The sequence below is a fragment of the Kineosphaera limosa NBRC 100340 genome (genome assembly GCF_000298215.1).
Classification (GTDB): domain Bacteria; phylum Actinomycetota; class Actinomycetes; order Actinomycetales; family Dermatophilaceae; genus Kineosphaera; species Kineosphaera limosa.
The window spans coordinates 60244-76683 of sequence record NZ_BAHD01000015.1 but is presented as its reverse complement, the minus strand read 5'-3'; the positions used below and the strand labels follow the sequence as shown (position 1 = coordinate 76683).

Genomic DNA, 16440 nt, shown 5'->3' with positions numbered 1-16440 from the left:
CCGCGTCCTCGACGGGCCGCCTGCCCACCGCGGCGGGCGGCTCGCCGGCGAGCGGTCGATATCGTGACCGCATGCCTCGCTCTCCCGCCGTCGACCCCGGAGCGGGACTCAACCAGTCCGTCGTCAAGGCGCTCGCCCTGCTGCGCGCGACCGCCGACGACCCCGACGCCAACGTCTCGTCACTCGCACGCGCCTGCGGCATCCCTCGTGCGACGGCATTGCGGCTCATCCGGACCCTCGAGCACGAGGGCTTCGTCCTGCGCAACCCCGGCGACGAGCGGGTGCTGCTCGGACCGGAGATCTTCCGGCTCGCCCGCGGCTCCGACGAGCAGGTGCTGCTGCAGGACGTGTGCCGGCCGATCATCGCCGAGCTCGTCGAGACGATCCGGGAGACGGTGACGCTCAGCGTCGTCGGCCCGGACGGCGCGCTCGACCTCGTCGAGCAGGTCGACGCGCCCCACCAATTGCGGCCGGGTTCGTGGTTGGGGCGACGGTTCCCGCTCCATGCGAGCGCGAGCGGCAAGGTGCTGCTCGCGACGATGGACCCGGCCGACCGGCGCGCTCACCTCCCCGAAACCCTCATCCGCTTCACGAGCGCGACGATCACCGACCTCGACACTCTCGACAGTGAGCTGGAGAGCGTGCGCGAGCTCGGCTATGCCGTGGCGAGCGACGAGGAGGAAGAGGGGCTGACCGGCGTGTGCGTCGGCATCAGCGGCGGGGGCGGCGACTTGCTCGGCGTCCTTTGTGTCGCCGGACCGACACAACGCCTCGATCGCCTGCGGGGGCGCGAGGCCGTGACGCATCTCCTCGCCGCGGCGCGCACCATCGAGCGGGTCCTGCGCGGCTCGACCTGACATCGACCCTCACCCCGCTCTGGGCGGCGCACCCCATGGGGCGGGCAGCTCAGCGGCTGGGCGTCGGCGGCCCGGCGCGACCGGCCCGATCTCAGACCGCGAGCGACAGGCGCAGCGCGTCGTAGATGCCGGCGTGGATGTTGCGGCTGCTCACGGCGTCGCCGATGCGGAAGAGCTGGTAACGACCCTCGGGGTTGCGGACGATCTCCTGCGCGCGCCCCGCGATGAGCGCGGCGTGGTCGACCGCGCCCCCGTTGCTCGAACCGGGCACGAGCGCCTCGTAGAGGTCGCTGACCGGCAGCGTGCCGTGCTCGACGACGACGTGGTCGACCTCGCGAGTCACCTCCACGTCGGCGTACTCGCTCCACAGCGTCACGACGAGCCGCCCGTTGTCGCCGCGCCGCACCGAGCGCAGGTAGTAGGGCAGGGTGACGCGCACGTCGTGCTCGGCGAAGAGGCGCAGGTAGGCCGGGGAGTTCATCGAGCCGACGTCGACGCCGATCATCCGCTCGGGGGTGACGTACTCGACGCGGCAGCCGCGCTGCAGGAGCGCCTCGACGGCGTCGAGCGCCTGGTGCCCGCCGTGGTCGTCGAAGACGAGCACGTCATCAGCGGCGCGCAGACCGCCGTCGAGCACGTCCCAGGTGTCGCGCACGAGCGAGGCGCCCTCGGTGAGCACGTCGGTGTTCGGCATCCCGCCGGTCGCGACGACGACGACGTCGGGGTCTAGGGCGAGTACGTCATCGGGCTCGGCGTAGGTGCCCAAGCGGACATCGACGCCGTGGCGGCGGGCTTCGGACAGGCGCCAGTCGACGATGCCGACGAGGTCGCCGCGGTGCCGCGAGCCCGACAGGAGCCGCAACTGCCCGCCGACGCGGTCGGCGGCCTCGAAGAGGGTCACGTCGTGGCCGCGCGCGCCGAGCACCCGCGCCGCCTCGAGCCCGGCGGGTCCGGCGCCCACGACGACGGCCTTGCGCCGGGTCGCGGCCTGATCGGTGATCTCGTGCGGCAGCGTCTGCTCGCGACCGGCGGCCGGGTTGTGCACGCACTTGGCGTCGCCGGAGGCGTAGATCGCGTCGAGGCAGTAGTTTGCGCCGACGCACGGGCGGATCCGATCTTCTTCACCCCTGGCGAGCTTGGCAACGAGGTAGGGGTCCGCAATCTGGGCGCGGGTCATGCCGACGAGATCGAGCAGGCCCTCGCGGATCGCGTACCGCGCCGTCGCGACGTCGGCGATCCGGGAGGCGTGCATGACCGGGATCGACAGCTCCCGCTTCACCTGTGCGGTCCAGTCGAGGAAGGGCGCGGACGGCGTGCCCATCGACGGGATGACCTGCGCAAGCGTGTGATCGGACTCGATGCCGCCCTTGATCGTCGAGACGAAGTCGATGCCGTCGTCCGCGAACGCCTGCAGTGCCGCCATGCCCTCCTCGCGCGGCAGGGCGCCGGGGCGGTCGTCCTCGATCATCATCCGGATGCCGACGAGGAAGTCCGGCCCGACAGCCGCGCGCACCGCCCGGATCACTCGGCGCGGGAAGGCCATCCGTGCCTGCGGGGAGCCGCCGTACTCGTCCTCCCGCCGGTTGGTGCGCGCCGAGAGGAAGCCGTCGAGCAGGTGGCCGTAGGCCTGCAGCTCGATGCCGTCGAGGCCGCCGGCCTGGCAGCGCAACGCCGCGCTCACGTAGTCGTCGACGATGCGGTCGAGGTCCCAGTCCTCGGCCTCCTTGGGGAAGGCGCGGTGGGCCGGCTCGCGCAGCGGCGAGGGCGCGACCGTCGGCAGCCAGTCCCCCGTGTAGTTCGAGGTGCGCCGCCCCAGGTGAGTCACCTGGATCATCACCGCGGCGCCGTGGTCGTGCACGTCGTCGGCGAGCTCGCGGAACCACGGGACGATCTCGTCCTTGTAGAGGTGCAGGTTGCCGAAGGCGGGCGGGCTGTCAGGGGCGACGATCGCCGAGCCGCCGATCATCGTGAGCGCGACCCCACCCTTCGCCTTCTCGCGGTGGTAGAGGCGGTAGCGCTCCTTCGGCATGCCGTCGTGCCCGTACGCCGGCTCGTGCGAGGTGCTGACGACGCGGTTGCGCAGCCGCAGCGGCCCGAGGTCGAACGGCTGGAGCAGCGGGTCGAGGGCGGCGAGGCTCACGGGCGACATCCTTCGTGCGGGACGCGCGGGGCTGCGTTGGTGCGAAATGCGCGTCGGTTGTGCACAACGAAACAGGCTCGACAGCCGCTGCGTCAAGAGTTTCGAGACAGATTGATCCCGCTTGATGCGCTTGTTGCGCGGTACAGGACAAATCAGCCCTTCCGGGGGTAGCCGTTGCGTTCCGAGATCCGCGCGGCGGCCGCCTGCAACGTCGGCAGGATCACCTCGACGGCCTCGGGCGTCACGCGGAACGACGGCCCGGACACGGTGATCGCCGCGACGACGTCGCCCTCCAGATCGCGGATCGGTGCGGAGATAGCGCAGAGGCCGACCTCTTGCTCCTCGTTCGTCACCGCAAAGTCGCGCGCGCGGATCCGCTCGAGCTCTGCGCGCAGGGCTGCGGGGTCGGTGAGCGTATGTGCCGTGTAGGCGGGGAGCTCGCCGGCGAGGACCTCCTGCGCGAGCTCCGGGGAGTAGGCGAGGAAGAGCTTGCCCGAGGACGTCGCGTGCAGCGGCGAGCGCCGCCCGAGCCAGTTGATCGTCGAGATGGCCGCCGAGCCCGTGACCTGCCCGATCGAGAGCACGGCCTCGTCATCGGGGATCGTCACGGTGACCGTCTCGCCGACCGCCTCGGCGAGTTCGGCGCACGCGGGGCGACTCACGAGGGCGAGGTCGTGCCGGCGCGCAGCCCCGGCCGCGATGAGGGTGATGCCGTCGCCGAGCACGTAACTGCCCCGGGCCGCGCTCTGCTCGACGAGGCCGCGCGCCTCGAGCGTGCCGAGCAGGCGCGACACCGTCGACTTGTGCACGTCGAGTTCGGCGGCGATGTCGGTGACCCGCGCCGAGCCGTGCCGCGCGAGGACCTGCAGGATCGACACCGCCCGGTTGACGGATTGGACCGAGGAGTCCCGCCCTTCGCGTTCGTTCACCATGCGGGACAGGCTAGCCAGCTCGTGGCCCTCGCGCCCCGGCGCGCCGGGCCCCGACATGGCCAGGCTCCCCCGACGTAGCGGATTCTGAACGTACCCCGAGGCCATCGCCGCGTGCGCCCACCCGCACTGACCTGGCCTTTTACGAATCGCTCCTCGCGCCAGTACGTCAAGAATCCGCTACGTCTGAGCAGCGGCACTCGGCAGCGGTCCAGTGAGGTAGTGCTGGATCGTCGGGGCGACCATGGCAACGATGTCGTCGAGGTCCGCAGCGACCAGGGGCGGCACCTGGAGCAGGTAGCGGCCGATGGCCACCCCGAGCAGGTGAGTCATCGCCGTGGTGAGCCGCAGACCGGGGTCGTCCTGGGGTAGATGCGCCGTGACCTGCTGCAGGACGGTGGCCGCGAGAAAGTCACGCAAGCGCTCCAGCGCCTGATCGTTCGCGAAGGCCGAGACGACGGTCGCGCGCAGGGGGCCCGCGGTCTCCGGGTCCTCCCATAGGCCGAAGTACGCGCGAGTGGCCCGCACACCCCACTCGTCACTCGGCGCCGAGAACGTGGCCAGAACCGTGCGCACAGCCTCGGGAGGCAACTCGAGAGAGGCAGTGAACAGGCCCGCCTTGTCGCCGAAGAAGTGGCGGATGAGCCCGGGATCGACGCCGGCCTGTGCGGCGATCGCCCGCAGCGTCGCCCCCTTGAAGCCGTGTTCGGTGAATTGCTCGCGCGCGGCCTGCAGGATCTCGTCGCGGCTCGAGCCGGACCCCGGCCGTCGCCCCGTTCGGCCACCCGAGTCGATCGCCATCGCCGCACGCCCCTTTCCAAAGTCCTCTGCACCTTACGGGCAGAATAATTCCTCATTCGTTGACTTCTACAACCGTGGAGTTCTACAGCTGTGGACATCGACGCCTGCGGTTCAGGGCATCGCCGCTCCAGCCCTCCAGCCCTCCAGCCCCAGAAAGGCGGACCACCGTGACAACCTCGACGACTTCACCGCCCGCAGCCGCGTCGGACGCGCAGCCCCAGCACGAGCGCACCCACGCACGAACGCTCGCCGCACTCATCCTGGGCATCCCGAGCGTCATCGCGCTTATGCTGCTGGCCTTCGCGGCCCCTGCGCTGCACTCCGGCCCCTCGAACCTGCCGCTGGCCGTCAGCGGGCCGCCACCGGCCGTTGCCCAGCTCACCGGCATGCTCGGGCAGCGCGCGCCGGGCTCCTTCGAGGTCACCACCTACGACTCGGCCGAAGCGGGGGCCATCGCGATCCGCAACCGGGAGGCGGTCGGGGGGATCGCCGTCGGCCCGACCGGCGTGACGATCCAGACCGCCAGCGGCGCAGGCGCTCCCTACGCCGCCCTGCTCAAGGGCATGGGCGGGCAACTCTCGGCGGCGGGGCAGCACGTGACCTACGCCGAACTGGCCCCGGTGCCCAGCGGCGACCCGGCCGGCAGCGGGCTGGCCGCGCTCGGGCTTCCTCTCATCTTCGGCGGCATGGCGACGGGAGCCGCGCTCGTGCTCGCCTACCGCGGTTCGATCACCGCGCGCATCGCCACCTTGCTGGGCGTCTCGGTCGTCGCGGGCCTGGCCGCGACGGCGATCCTGCAGTTCGGGTTCGGCGCACTCGACGGCAACTACCTGCTCGTCTCGACCGCCGTCGCTGCCGGAGTCGCCGCCGTCGCGGCCACCATCCTCGGCCTCGGGCTACTCCTGAGCGGGCCCGGCATTGCCCTCGGCGCGATCCTCATGCTCTTCGTCGCCAATCCGCTCTCCGGCCTGGCGACCGGAGCCGCGTGGCTGCCGCAGCCGTGGGGTGACATCGGTCAGTACCTGCCCCTCGGAGCCGCCGGCACCGCGATGCGCTCAGCGGCCTACTTCGACGGCGCCGGCGCCACCCACGCCTGGGTCGTGCTCAGCTGCTGGGTCGCGGCCGGCCTCCTGCTCGCCCTCGCCGGCGCAGGCCGCACGAACCGCGCCGCTGCGCACGCCGGATAGTCGCAGCCGCCGCGCAATTCGGCGCCGGTCGCACCTCGGGGGGCGACCGGCGCCGTTTGGCGCACCGTTACTGGGCGAACGAGTGAGTTCGGGGTCGACGACTAGGACTTCAGCTTGCGGGCCCGCCGCCTGACCTTCTTGACACCGGCCTTGGCGTCGGAGACGGCGCCCTGGCTCATGAGGGTCAGGCCGGCTCCCAGCAGCCAGGAGTCCTTGGCGGTCGACAGACCATCGGGGGTCGGCCGGATGCCGTCCTCCTTCGTCATTCCGGGGGTGCGCAGATACAGGCCGACGAGGCCGGCGCCGAAGCCGGTGAGGAGTGCGCCAGCGGTTTTCGAGGGAACGAACGGCGTGAGCAGCGCTCCGCCGACGACGATCTCGCCGATCGCGAGCAGCCGCGCGAAGTCCTTCGGCTTGATGTCAGCCAGGAATGGATACGCCGTGGCGGCAGAGTTGTGCAGCCACTTCGCGGTGCCCTCGTCGGCACTCAGCTTGCCGATGCCGGCGTCGAGGATGAAGGCCCCGGTTGTGACGCGGAGCGGGATGAGCGTCGGGTGCATCTGACTCTCCTCAGAGATCGTGGACGGCGTGCCGCCGCAGGCGACTCCCCGATGATGTCAGTGCTCCTACCGGTGAGCCACCCCCGGGACGGACGCGGTCAGTCGATCTTCGTCAGCGCCGACCCCTTGTGCGCAGCCACGTGGTCGGTCTTGTCGCTGGCGATCTCGTACTGCGGTCGGTCTTGCCCGAAGGCTGCCAGCAGATCGAGCAGTTCGCGAGGTTTGGCGCCCGGCTGAATCGGTAGCGCACGACGAAGCGCCACCGTCCGGAGCCGCCGCTAGGGTGGCGAAATGCGACGAGGCATCACGATCAACTCCGACATGGGCGAGGGGCTGGGGCTGCACAGCTTCGGCAACGACTCCGCGATCATGGCGCACGTCGACCTCGCCAACGTCGCCTGCGGGGCCCATGCCGGAGACCCGGAGGTGATGCGGCAGACGGTCGCCGAGGCGGCCTCCCGGGGCGTGGCCGTCGGGGCCCATCCTGGTCTGCCGGACCTCGTCGGCTTCGGTCGCCGGGAGATGAAGCTGCTGCCCGAGGAGGTCGAGTCGCTGATCCTCGCGCAGGTGGGAGCCCTGACGGCCTTCCTGCGGCGGGAGGGTGCGCAGCTGTCGCACATCAAGCCGCACGGGTCGCTCTACGGGATGCTCTCGCGCGACGCCGACCTCATGCGGGCCGCCGCCGGGGTCGCCGCGCTCTACGGGGTGCCGATGCTCGGTCTCGCCGGAACCGCACACGAGAGTGTGTGTAAGGAGCTGGGGGTCGAGTTCGTCGGCGAGCTCTACGTCGACCTCGACTACGACGCCGACGGCAAGCTGCTCATCCTGCGCCGGCCGCACCCGACCGACCCCGCCAAGGCCGCCGACCGCGTGCGCCGCGTGCTGACCGACGGCGTCGTGCTGGCCCAGGACGGCACCGAGCTACGGATCGACTTCACCAGCATCTGCGTGCATTCGGACGCGCCGGGCTCGCCCGACGTCGCGCAGGCCGTGCGCGAGGTGCTCGCCGAGACCGACAGCGCGTAGCCGACCCCGCCACACCCGCCCCGCTCCACCCGACACCGAAGCACACCCCGACACCCAAGCCCACAGCCAACCGGAAGGACCCGCCATGGCCGAGCAGCAGATCGTCTCCCCGCTCCCGGGCATCTTCTACCGCAGCCCCTCCCCGGACGAGCCGCCGTTCGTCGAGGACGGCGGCTCCATCGAGGCCGGCGCGACCGTCGGGCTCGTCGAGGTGATGAAGCAATTCACCGAGATCAAGGCCGAGGCCGCCGGCAGCGACATCCGCTTCGAGGTCGACGACGAAGGCATGGTCAACCCCGGCGACGTCATCGCGGTCGTGCAGGGCTGACGAGGCTGACGTGCAGCGCCTGTTCATCGCCAACCGCGGCGAGATCGCGGTCCGCATCGCCCGCACGGCCCGCGAACTGGGCATCGCCACGGTCGTCGGGGTGAGCGAGGCCGACCGCGACTCCCTCGCCGCGAGCAGCGCGGACGAGACCGTCGTCATCGGGCCCGCACCGGCCCGCAAGAGCTACCTCTCGACCGAGGCGGTGCTCACCGCGGCCCGCGAGGCCGGGTGCGACGCCCTCCACCCGGGGTACGGCTTCCTCTCCGAAAACGCCGACTTCGCGAGGGCCGTCGCGGCGGCGGGGCTCACGTGGGTCGGGCCGTCGCCGGAGTCGATCGAACTCATGGGCGACAAGGCGCGGGCGCGCGCGGCGGCGAAGGCCGCGGGCGTGCCGACACTGGCCGGCAGCGACGGAGCCGTCGACAAGGGCGAGGCCGCGCGGCTCGGCGAGGAGATCGGGTTCCCGCTCGTCGTCAAGGCCGCGGCCGGCGGCGGCGGGCGCGGCATCCGGCTCGTCCGCTCGGCCGACGAGTTGGCGGGCGCGGTACAGACGGCGTCGGCGGAGGCGCGGGCCGCGTTCGGCGACGGGTCGGTCTATCTCGAGCGATTCGTCGAGCACGCCCGGCACGTCGAGGTTCAGGTGCTCGGCGACGGCGCGACCGCGATCCACCTGGGCGACCGCGACTGCTCGATGCAGCGCCGCTCGCAGAAGGTCATCGAAGAGGCGCCCGCGCCGGACCTGCCCGAGGAGGTGCGCGAGCGGATCCGCACGAGCGCGGTGCAACTCGCGATCGACTCCGGCTACTCCGGCGCTGGGACCGTTGAGTTCCTCTACGACCCGGCGCGGCAGGAGGCGGCATTCATCGAGATGAACACGCGCCTGCAGGTGGAGCACCCGGTCACCGAGGAGATCACCGGCATCGACCTCGTCGCGGCCCAACTGCGCGTCGCCGACGGCGAGAAACTCTGGCTGAGCCAGGACGACGTGACCTTCGACGGGCACGCGATCGAGGTGCGGGTCAACGCCGAGGACCCGTCCGCGAACTTCATGCCGAGCCCCGGGACAGCGACGACGCTCGCCTGGCCGCAGGGCGAGGGGGTGCGGGTCGATTCGGGCATCGCCGAAGGCGGGGTCGTCGCCCCCTTCTACGACTCGATGCTCGCCAAGGTGATCGTCCACGCGGGCGACCGCGACGCGGCGATCGCGGCGCTGGCGACAGCGCTCGAGACGACCGACATCACAGGCGTCCGCACGACGATCCCGCTGCTCGCGCACCTCGCGACCAGTCAAGAGTTCGCCGCGGTCGAGCACGACACGACCTACATCGAGCGGGTGGCCCTGCCGGCGTTCGCCGAGACCCAGAACAGCCACAGCAGCCAGAGCAAGGAGACCGCCGAATGAGCACGACGACGGCCGAGCAGGCGCAGGCCCGCTACACCTGGGGCGGGGACGAGTTCCTGTTCATCGAGGTCGACGAGGCGATGAGCCTCGCGGCGAATTTCCGGGTCATGGCGATCGCGAAGCACCTCACCGACGACCTGCCGGAGGGGATCAGCGACGTCTGCCCGGCGAACGCCTCGCTGCTCATCCGCTTCGACCCGGAGACGATCGCGCCGGCCGACCTCGAGGCTCACGTCCGCGGCGTCGAGCAGCAGGTCGCCGACGATCACGAGACGACGCTACAGACGCGGATCATCGAGATTCCGGTCTGGTACGACGACCCGTACACCAACGAGGTCGGCGCGCGTTTCCGAAAGAACCACCAGGACCCCGGCGCCACCGACCTCGACTTCGCCGCGGCGGAGAACGGGCTGGCCGACAAGGCGGCGTTCATCGCCGAGCACCACAAGCTGCCGTGGCTCGTAACGATGGTCGGCTTCGTCGCAGGGCTGCCGTTCATGTATCGGATCGCGCCGCAGTCCGAGCAGCTCGAGGTGCCGAAGTACCTGAGCCCGCGCACCGATACGCCCAAGTTGACCGTCGGCCACGGCGGCTGCTTCGCCTGCATCTACTCGGTGCGCGGCGCGGGCGGCTATCAGATGTTCGGGGTGGCGGCGGCGCCGATCTACGACCCGCAGCAGCGGCTCGGGGATTTCGACGACTTCATGGTCTTCTTCAAACCCGGCGACATCGTGAAGTTCCGCCCGGTCGATGAGGAGGAATATCGCCGGATCGAGCAGCAGGTCGAGGACGGGACCTTCCGCTACCGCCAGGTGCCGGTGGAGTTCGACCTGGAAAAGGTGCTCGCCGACCCGCACGGCTACGACGAGACCATCGTCGCGGCGCTGGAGGCCGCGCCGGCCGACCGAGAACAGGCGAATGGCGAGCAGGGAGGCACGAAGTGAGCGCCACGATCGAGATCGTCGAGCCCGGGCTCGCGACGACGGTGCAGGATCTCGGCCGGATCGGCCACTACAACGTCGGCATCCCGCAGTCGGGGGCGATGGACGGGCTGAGCGCCGACATGGCGAACGCGATCGTCGGCAACCCCTCCGACGCGGCGGTGCTCGAATGCACGTACATGGGCCCGAAGTTCCGGGTCAGCGCGCCGGTGCGGATCGGGGTGGCGGGCGCTCCGGTGCCGGTCAAGGTCAACGGCGAAGAGCGCTCGGAGTGGCAGCCCATCGACCTCGAAGCCGGTGACGAGGTCTCGTTCGGGGTGATCCAGGGCGGCACGCGCTACTACGTCGCGGTGGCCGGCGGCGTCGACGTGCCCGTGGCGCTCGGCAGCCGGTCGACGTACGCGCTGGGGGCCCTCGGCGGCTTCGAGGGCCGCAAGCTCGAGGCCGGCGACGAGCTCCCGGTCGGCGACCCGGCGGAGGCGACCGAGCCGCGCGAGATCCCGGAGTCGGTGCGGCCGAGCTTCCCCAAGGACGTCGAGATCCGCGTCGTCAGGGGGCTGTACGACCACCTGCTCAGCGACGCGGGTCGCGCGGCCTTCTACGACTCCACCTGGACGTTGACGCCGGTCGCCGACCGGATCGGCCTGCGCTTCAAGGGCCCTGGGGTGGAGTGGAACGAGCGCGAGCAGCCGTTCGGGGCGGGCTCGGACCCCTCGAACATCGTCGACGCGGGGTATGCCGTGGGGTCGATCCAGATCCCCGGCGGCACGGAGCCGATCATCTTGCACCGCGACGCGGTCTCCGGCGGCGGCTACGCCATGGTCGCCACCGTCATCAGCGCCGACATGGACATGCTCGCCCGGCTCTCTCCCGGGACGACGGCCCGCTTCGTCGAGGTGTCGCTCGACGACGCCGTCGCCGCCCGAAAGGAGATGTCCGCCCTGCGCGCGTCGCTGCGCGACTGAGGGCAGGGACCTCGGGGCAATCGTCCTGCTAAAGGTAGCCTAGATTGCCTGTTAGAGGTAGCGTAGAAGTCGTGCTAAAGGTAGCGTAGACCCTCTGTCGAAGGTAGCGTAGGCGGGTGTCCTACTTGCTCCGGACTGTTGATGCCGAGCTCGACGAGCTGTTCCCCCTGGCCCCTGCCATCGCGCTGGACGGCCCGAAGGGCGTGGGCAAGACCGGCACCGCTGTGCGGCGCGCTCACCACGTGTGGATGCTCGACCGACCAGATCAGCGCGAACTCGCCCAGGCCGACCCGGACTTCTCCACTGCGCCGGCGGGCACCCTCCTCATCGACGAGTGGCAACATGTGCCGGCCACGTGGGACAGCGTCAGGCGGCAGGTCGATGACGGCGCACCAGCAGGGCGGTTCCTCCTCACTGGGAGCGCCACCCCGCGCAGTGACATCACCACGCACAGCGGAGCAGGGCGCATCCTGTCGCTACGAATGCGACCGATGGCCCTACACGAGCGCGGCACGACCAGGCCGACCGTCAGCCTGGCCGACATGCTCGCGGGGTCCACACCTCACGTGCTGGGGGCCTCGTCATTCACCCCCGGCGACTACATCGAAGCGATCACCTCTAGCGGACTTCCGGGCATCCACCGCTCGCCCGAGCGATTGCGCACCGCACAGCTCGATGCGTACCTCCAGCGGGTCATCGATCGAGACCTGCCCGATCAGGGGCTTGCCGTCCGCCGACCAGAGACGCTGCGCCGCTGGCTGACCGCCTATGCGGCGGCCACCTCGACGACGGCGTCGTACTCCCGCATCCTCGACGCGACGACCTCCGGTGACGGCGCGCAGCCGGCGAAGACGACGACGATCGCATACCGCGATCATCTGACCCAGCTGTGGCTGCTCGACCCCGTGCCGGGCTGGACCGGCTCCCGCAGCGCCTTCACCCGTCTGCAACAGGCGCCCCGGCACCAGCTCGCCGACCCTGCCCTCGCCGCGCGGCTTCTCGGCCTGACGTCCCGGCGACTGACTACGCCGACCGGAGCCGCGATGCTCGGCCCGCTCTTCGTAGCCCTCGCCACCCTGTCCGTCCGAGTCTGCGGCCAGGCGGCGAGGGCGCGGGTCGGCCACCTGCGCACCGGCAACGGCGACCACGAAGTGGACCTCATCGTCGAAGGCGAGGAGGGGCAAGTCCTCGGTATCGAGGTCAAGCTTGCTGCCACGGTCGGCGATTCGGATGTGCGTCATCTCCTCTGGCTGCGCGATCGCCTGCCCGACGACGTCGTCGACCTCGTCGTCCTCACAACCGGTTCCCGTGCCTACCGACGCACCGACGGCGTAGCAGTCGTCCCGCTCAGCCTCCTCGGCCCGTAGCGCTCGTCGGCGTCACGCCGCGCTGCTGTCTGCGGCGATTTTCGGCTTTCCTACGCCTGGGTGTGCTCGACGATGTGGGGCCTGGACGCCACCGACCCCCGCGTGGCGATCCCGGCTATCAGGACAGCCGCCGGGTTCAGGGTCAGCCGGGCGGCGGCACTTGGCGTGCGCGCGCACCAGATGTCGCGGGCGGGTCGAAGTGCCGCGGGAGCGTGATGCACATGTTGGTGCCGCCGCCGGGCGCATTCTCGATCCAGATGTTGCCGCCGTGACGCTCGACGACACGGAGACAGAGCGCCAGGCCGACACCGGTGCCGGATCGACCGGCCGACGTCGTGCCGCGCTGGAACATCTCGAAGACACGGTCGCGCTCCGCTAGCGGCACCCCGTCGCCGTTGTCGGTGACACGAATGAGGAGTTGTCGACGGTCGGCGGCGGGCTCGGCCGTGACCCGGACGTGCGGCACACGGTCGTTCGGGCAGTAGTCGATGGCGTTGACGAAGAGATTGGCGAACACCTGCCGCAGCGTGCCCGCACCACCCGCGATCGGCGGCAGCGGCGCGATGTCGATGCGAGACGACCGATCGGCTCGTTCGCTCACCTCGTCGGCCACGGCTTCGACCAGCTCGGTGAGGTCGATTCGACGCGGTTCGATCGCGCTGCGCCCGGCCCGCGAATACGTCAACAGATCATCGATGAGCGTCAGCCCGCGATCGGCCGCGCTCTGCATCCGCGCCACGGTGGCCAGCTGGTTCTCGTCGCCGCGACCAACCGCGCTCTCGGCGAGGAGTTCGAGGTTGACCCGGATGGCGGCGATCGGCCCACGCAGGTCGTGCGCCGCCACCGCGGCGAATTCGTCGAGGCTGCGGTTCAGTTCGAGCAATTCCCGCTCGGCCCTGCGCCGTTGCGCGATGTCGCGGACCGTCGCCGTGTACGTGCGCCCATCCCGCGCGTTCTGCGCCCACACCCGCGACTCGACCTCCGCGATCGTCCCGTCCTTGCGGACAACGGCGTACGCCGCCGGACCGCGACGGATCGCGTGCTCCAGGAAGTCACCATCGACGCGCGCGGTCAGCACTGATCCGTCGGCACGGAAAACGGGCAGGAGTTCGTCGAGGCGCATGCCGACGGCCTCGACCGCAGACCAGCCATAGAGGCGTTCGGCGGCTGGGTTCCAGGAGGTGATTCGGCCGTCGCGGTCGAGGCCGATGAAGGCGTCGAGCGCAGAATCGAGAATCGCCTGGGTGCGGCGCGCGCTCTCCTCCAGGGCCGCCGTGAGGGTCGTCTGCCGCGCCTCTGCCTCCCGAACACGACGCAGCGCCGCGACGGTGCCCGCTCGCTGCACGTCGATCATGCTCAGGCCGCCGGCCTCGCGCCAGATGGCCGCGACGCCGAGCACGCTCACCGCGGTCACCATGAGGGCGAGCGCGAAGGGCGCGTCGATGACCCCCCGCAACACCAGCACGTCGAGAGCCCAGCCGATGGTCACCGGCATGAGGATGGCCGCCGGGACCAGTCGTCGCGCGACACGACCACCGGCCGTATTGATGGAGAACACCGCCATGAAGCCCTCGTCCGAGCGGAGGGCGAGGATCGCCAGGCCCGCCACCATGAGCGCGGCCGCGGTGTGGATCGCCATGCTCGCGAGAGAGACCGCGGAGTAGAGCGGCGACACGTCGAAGACGTACCCGACCAACGCGAGGTAACCGATCGCCGTCGGCGCGACGGCGATCGCCTGGGCGACGCGCACCCGCCCGACTTTGTGCAGCGCCAGGCTCGTGCCCAGGAGGACGAAACACAGCGCAGTCGTCTGGGACATCCGGCCCGGGTGGTCCGCGCCGGCCGCTCGGTCGAGGCCGAAGGCGTTGTCGTGCCCGAGGTCGCCTCCGGTGGCATGTTCCAGGAGGAACGTGAGGGCCAGCAGGGCGACGAAAAGCCCCAGGCCCATGGCGATGCGGCGCACAGCGAGCGTGTCCCGGATCGTGGGGAGCGCGATGCCCATTCCCAGCACAATGAAGCACGCCGCCGTCCACCACTTCATCGTCACCAGTCCGGGGACGACGCTCGTCAGGGTGGGGCTGCCGATCGCCCAGCCCACCCAGACCGCCAGACCGGTGAGCGCGAGCAGGCCGCCACCCACGCCCGCCGCGCGCCGGATGAGCCGCACGCGAGCGGGGTTGGCGCGGGCGGCCCATTCCTCGGCGGCGATCCACCGAGCGAGTTCCGGGTCGTGGGCTGCCGAGAGCTCGGCGACCACGGGCGCCCCGTGTCGACCGGCGGACGAGTCGGCCTGCTGCGGCTCGACCGCGCTCGGAGCAGCCGCGACACCGGCCCACTCGCGTCGCAGGCGGTGACCGGGTCGGGCCGACCGCCCGATCTGCACGGTGCCTGGCGAGGGCAGCGCAGTACGAGCCGAAACGCCGCCGGAGTCGGCGCCACGGGCTGAAGTCCCCATGCCGACCTATCGGCCGCACCTTGCGTCTCCACAGCTCAACTTCGGCAGTCCACCCCGAAGAAGCCCGGGAGAACTATGTCAGGGCGGTCACCTTTCGGAGCGCGGCTTCCACTGCACGTCGGTGGGGCCGATGTAGACCTGCCGCGGCCGGTAGATGCGCCCCTTGGGGTCGTCGTGGATTTCCTTCCAGTTGGCGATCCAGCCCGGCATCCGCCCGATGGCGAACATCACGGTGAACATATCGACGGGCAGGCCGATCGCCCGCAGAATGATGCCGGAGTAGAAGTCGACATTCGGGTACAACTTGCGCTCGATGAAGTAGTCGTCGCTGAGCGCCGCGTCGGCCAGCTCGCGCCCCAGATCGAGCAGCGGGTCGGTGACGTGCATCTCCTCGAGCAGGTCCTCGGCAGCCGCCCGCAGAATCTTGCTGCGCGGGTCGAAGTTGCGGTAGACGCGGTGCCCGAAACCCATGAGCTTGACGCCGTCTTCGCGGTTCTTGACCTTGCGGACGTACTCCTTGACGTCCATGCCCGACTCTCTGATGCGCTCGAGCATCTCGATGACCGCGACATTTGCGCCGCCGTGCAGCGGGCCCCACAGGGCGCAGACGCCGGCCGAGCAGGAGGCGAACATGTTGGCCTGGGAGGAGGCCACCATTCGCACGGTCGACGTCGAGCAGTTCTGCTCGTGGTCGGCGTGCAGCAGGAGGAACAGGTTGAGCGCCTTGACGGCGGTCTTGCTCGGCTTGTACTCCCGATAGGGCACCGAGAACATCATGTGCAGGAAGTTCTCGACATACTTCACGTCGTATCGCGGGTAGACGATGGGCTCGCCGATCGAAGACTTGTAGGCCGCCGCCGCGATCGTGCGGGCCTTGCTCAGCAACACGGCCGCGGCGCGTTCGATGCTCTCGTCGTCGTGGGCACTCCAGACGGCCGGCTCGTGCGCCGACAGAGTGTTGATCATCGCCGAGAGGATCGCCATCGGCGGGGCCGCCGTGGGAAACCCGTCGAAGTGCTTGCGCATGTTCTCGTTCATCATCGAGTTCTCGGTCAGCAGGTCACTGAACCGATTGCGGTCTTGCACCGTGGGCAGCTTGCCGAAGATGACCAGCCACGCCGCCTCGACGAAGGAACTGCGCCCAGCGATGTCCTCGATGGGGATGCCCCGGTACCGCAGAATGCCGGCGTCGCCGTCGATATAGGTGATCGCCGACTTGCAGGAGCCGGTGTTGCCGTAGCCGTCGTCGAGCGTGATGTAGCCCGTCTCTGCGCGGAGCTTGCTGATGTCGATGGCCAACTCGTGTTCGGTGCCCTCGACGACGGGCAGTTCGTAGGTCTGTCCATCCAGCTCAAGGCGAGCGGAGGTGGTCATGTGACACTCCTTCGGGTCGGTGCTGGGCGGCCTGACGACCGGACGCCCGGCGGCAAGCGCGCGCAGAACCGCTCGCGCGCGTCGCGGACCCTCCATCTCTACACCCCC

The 16440-nt window shown here is 70.4% G+C and carries 15 protein-coding genes; 8 read left to right on the top strand and 7 right to left on the bottom strand.

Going from position 1 to position 16440, the window contains the following annotated elements:
- Window positions 1–71: 71 nt before the first annotated feature.
- A complete protein-coding gene (locus KILIM_RS05015) occupies window positions 72–857 on the top strand; it encodes an IclR family transcriptional regulator (RefSeq protein WP_006591550.1) in 786 nt (261 codons plus the stop codon).
- 91 nt (window positions 858–948) lie between these two features.
- Here KILIM_RS05015 and KILIM_RS05010 read toward each other — a convergent pair whose 3' ends face one another.
- The 3 genes from KILIM_RS05010 to KILIM_RS05000 all read right to left on the bottom strand — a co-directional run bounded on the left by KILIM_RS05010 (window position 949) and on the right by KILIM_RS05000 (window position 4727).
- Window positions 949–3006: an NADH:flavin oxidoreductase gene (locus KILIM_RS05010; protein WP_040562262.1), complete on the bottom strand. Its 2058-nt coding sequence runs from the start codon at window positions 3004–3006 to the stop codon at window positions 949–951.
- A 143-nt stretch (window positions 3007–3149) separates the two neighbouring features.
- On the bottom strand, window positions 3150–3929 hold the full coding sequence (locus KILIM_RS05005) for an IclR family transcriptional regulator (protein WP_040562259.1): 780 nt from the start codon (window positions 3927–3929) through the stop codon (window positions 3150–3152).
- A gap of 177 nt (window positions 3930–4106) precedes the next feature.
- Entirely contained in the window at window positions 4107–4727 is a 621-nt protein-coding gene (locus KILIM_RS05000; protein WP_006591547.1) for a TetR/AcrR family transcriptional regulator, read from the bottom strand.
- 167 nt (window positions 4728–4894) lie between these two features.
- On the opposite strand from KILIM_RS05000, the gene KILIM_RS04995 reads away from it, so the two are divergent.
- Entirely contained in the window at window positions 4895–5914 is a 1020-nt protein-coding gene (locus KILIM_RS04995; RefSeq protein ID WP_006591546.1) for a hypothetical protein, read from the top strand.
- Between the two features lie 101 nt (window positions 5915–6015).
- Here the strand turns inward: KILIM_RS04995 and KILIM_RS04990 are convergent, their stop codons facing one another.
- Together KILIM_RS04990 and KILIM_RS24895 are read right to left on the bottom strand one after the other, a co-directional pair.
- Window positions 6016–6474: a hypothetical protein gene (locus tag KILIM_RS04990; protein ID WP_006591545.1), complete on the bottom strand. Its 459-nt coding sequence runs from the start codon at window positions 6472–6474 to the stop codon at window positions 6016–6018.
- A gap of 98 nt (window positions 6475–6572) precedes the next feature.
- Window positions 6573–6737, bottom strand: a complete 165-nt coding sequence (locus KILIM_RS24895) for a hypervirulence associated TUDOR domain-containing protein (RefSeq protein WP_006591544.1) — start codon at window positions 6735–6737, stop codon at window positions 6573–6575.
- Between the two features lie 28 nt (window positions 6738–6765).
- Between KILIM_RS24895 and pxpA the strand changes: the two genes are divergently transcribed.
- The 6 genes from pxpA to KILIM_RS04960 all read left to right on the top strand — a co-directional run bounded on the left by pxpA (window position 6766) and on the right by KILIM_RS04960 (window position 12503).
- Window positions 6766–7500, top strand: a complete 735-nt coding sequence (pxpA, locus tag KILIM_RS04985) for a 5-oxoprolinase subunit PxpA (protein ID WP_006591543.1) — start codon at window positions 6766–6768, stop codon at window positions 7498–7500.
- A gap of 85 nt (window positions 7501–7585) precedes the next feature.
- On the top strand, window positions 7586–7828 hold the full coding sequence (locus KILIM_RS04980; protein WP_006591542.1) for an acetyl-CoA carboxylase: 243 nt from the start codon (window positions 7586–7588) through the stop codon (window positions 7826–7828).
- A gap of 10 nt (window positions 7829–7838) precedes the next feature.
- On the top strand, window positions 7839–9230 hold the full coding sequence (locus KILIM_RS04975) for an acetyl-CoA carboxylase biotin carboxylase subunit (RefSeq protein ID WP_006591541.1): 1392 nt from the start codon (window positions 7839–7841) through the stop codon (window positions 9228–9230).
- Window positions 9227–10174: a 5-oxoprolinase subunit B family protein gene (locus tag KILIM_RS04970; protein ID WP_006591540.1), complete on the top strand. Its 948-nt coding sequence runs from the start codon at window positions 9227–9229 to the stop codon at window positions 10172–10174. The genes KILIM_RS04975 and KILIM_RS04970 overlap by 4 nt, the downstream gene beginning before the upstream one ends.
- Window positions 10171–11136, top strand: a complete 966-nt coding sequence (locus KILIM_RS04965) for a 5-oxoprolinase subunit C family protein (protein ID WP_006591539.1) — start codon at window positions 10171–10173, stop codon at window positions 11134–11136. The genes KILIM_RS04970 and KILIM_RS04965 overlap by 4 nt, the downstream gene beginning before the upstream one ends.
- 116 nt (window positions 11137–11252) lie before the next feature.
- Window positions 11253–12503 carry an ATP-binding protein gene (locus KILIM_RS04960; protein WP_006591538.1) on the top strand — a complete coding sequence of 417 codons (1251 nt, stop codon included), beginning with the start codon at window positions 11253–11255 and terminating at the stop codon, window positions 12501–12503.
- A gap of 142 nt (window positions 12504–12645) precedes the next feature.
- Here the strand turns inward: KILIM_RS04960 and KILIM_RS04955 are convergent, their stop codons facing one another.
- Both KILIM_RS04955 and KILIM_RS04950 read right to left on the bottom strand, forming a co-directional pair.
- Window positions 12646–14958 carry a sensor histidine kinase gene (locus KILIM_RS04955; RefSeq protein WP_006591537.1) on the bottom strand — a complete coding sequence of 771 codons (2313 nt, stop codon included), beginning with the start codon at window positions 14956–14958 and terminating at the stop codon, window positions 12646–12648.
- An 87-nt stretch (window positions 14959–15045) separates the two neighbouring features.
- Window positions 15046–16332, bottom strand: coding sequence for a citrate synthase (locus KILIM_RS04950; RefSeq protein ID WP_006591536.1), 1287 nt, complete (start codon window positions 16330–16332; stop codon window positions 15046–15048).
- Window positions 16333–16440: the final 108 nt, after the last annotated feature.

Excerpts from the sequence above, each read along its gene's own strand:
- KILIM_RS04990 (WP_006591545.1), bottom strand. The coding sequence starts at position 6,474 with ATGCACCCGACGCTCATCCCGCTCCGCGTCACAACCGGGGCCTTCATC.
- KILIM_RS05010 (WP_040562262.1), bottom strand. The coding sequence starts at position 3,006 with ATGTCGCCCGTGAGCCTCGCCGCCCTCGACCCGCTGCTCCAGCCGTTC.
- KILIM_RS04955 (WP_006591537.1), bottom strand. The coding sequence starts at position 14,958 with ATGGGGACTTCAGCCCGTGGCGCCGACTCCGGCGGCGTTTCGGCTCGT.
- KILIM_RS04970 (WP_006591540.1), top strand. The coding sequence starts at position 9,227 with ATGAGCACGACGACGGCCGAGCAGGCGCAGGCCCGCTACACCTGGGGC.
- KILIM_RS05015 (WP_006591550.1), top strand. The coding sequence starts at position 72 with ATGCCTCGCTCTCCCGCCGTCGACCCCGGAGCGGGACTCAACCAGTCC.
- KILIM_RS04980 (WP_006591542.1), top strand. The coding sequence starts at position 7,586 with ATGGCCGAGCAGCAGATCGTCTCCCCGCTCCCGGGCATCTTCTACCGC.
- pxpA (WP_006591543.1), top strand. The coding sequence starts at position 6,766 with ATGCGACGAGGCATCACGATCAACTCCGACATGGGCGAGGGGCTGGGG.
- KILIM_RS04950 (WP_006591536.1), bottom strand. The coding sequence starts at position 16,332 with ATGACCACCTCCGCTCGCCTTGAGCTGGATGGACAGACCTACGAACTG.
- KILIM_RS05000 (WP_006591547.1), bottom strand. The coding sequence starts at position 4,727 with ATGGCGATCGACTCGGGTGGCCGAACGGGGCGACGGCCGGGGTCCGGC.
- KILIM_RS05005 (WP_040562259.1), bottom strand. The coding sequence starts at position 3,929 with ATGGTGAACGAACGCGAAGGGCGGGACTCCTCGGTCCAATCCGTCAAC.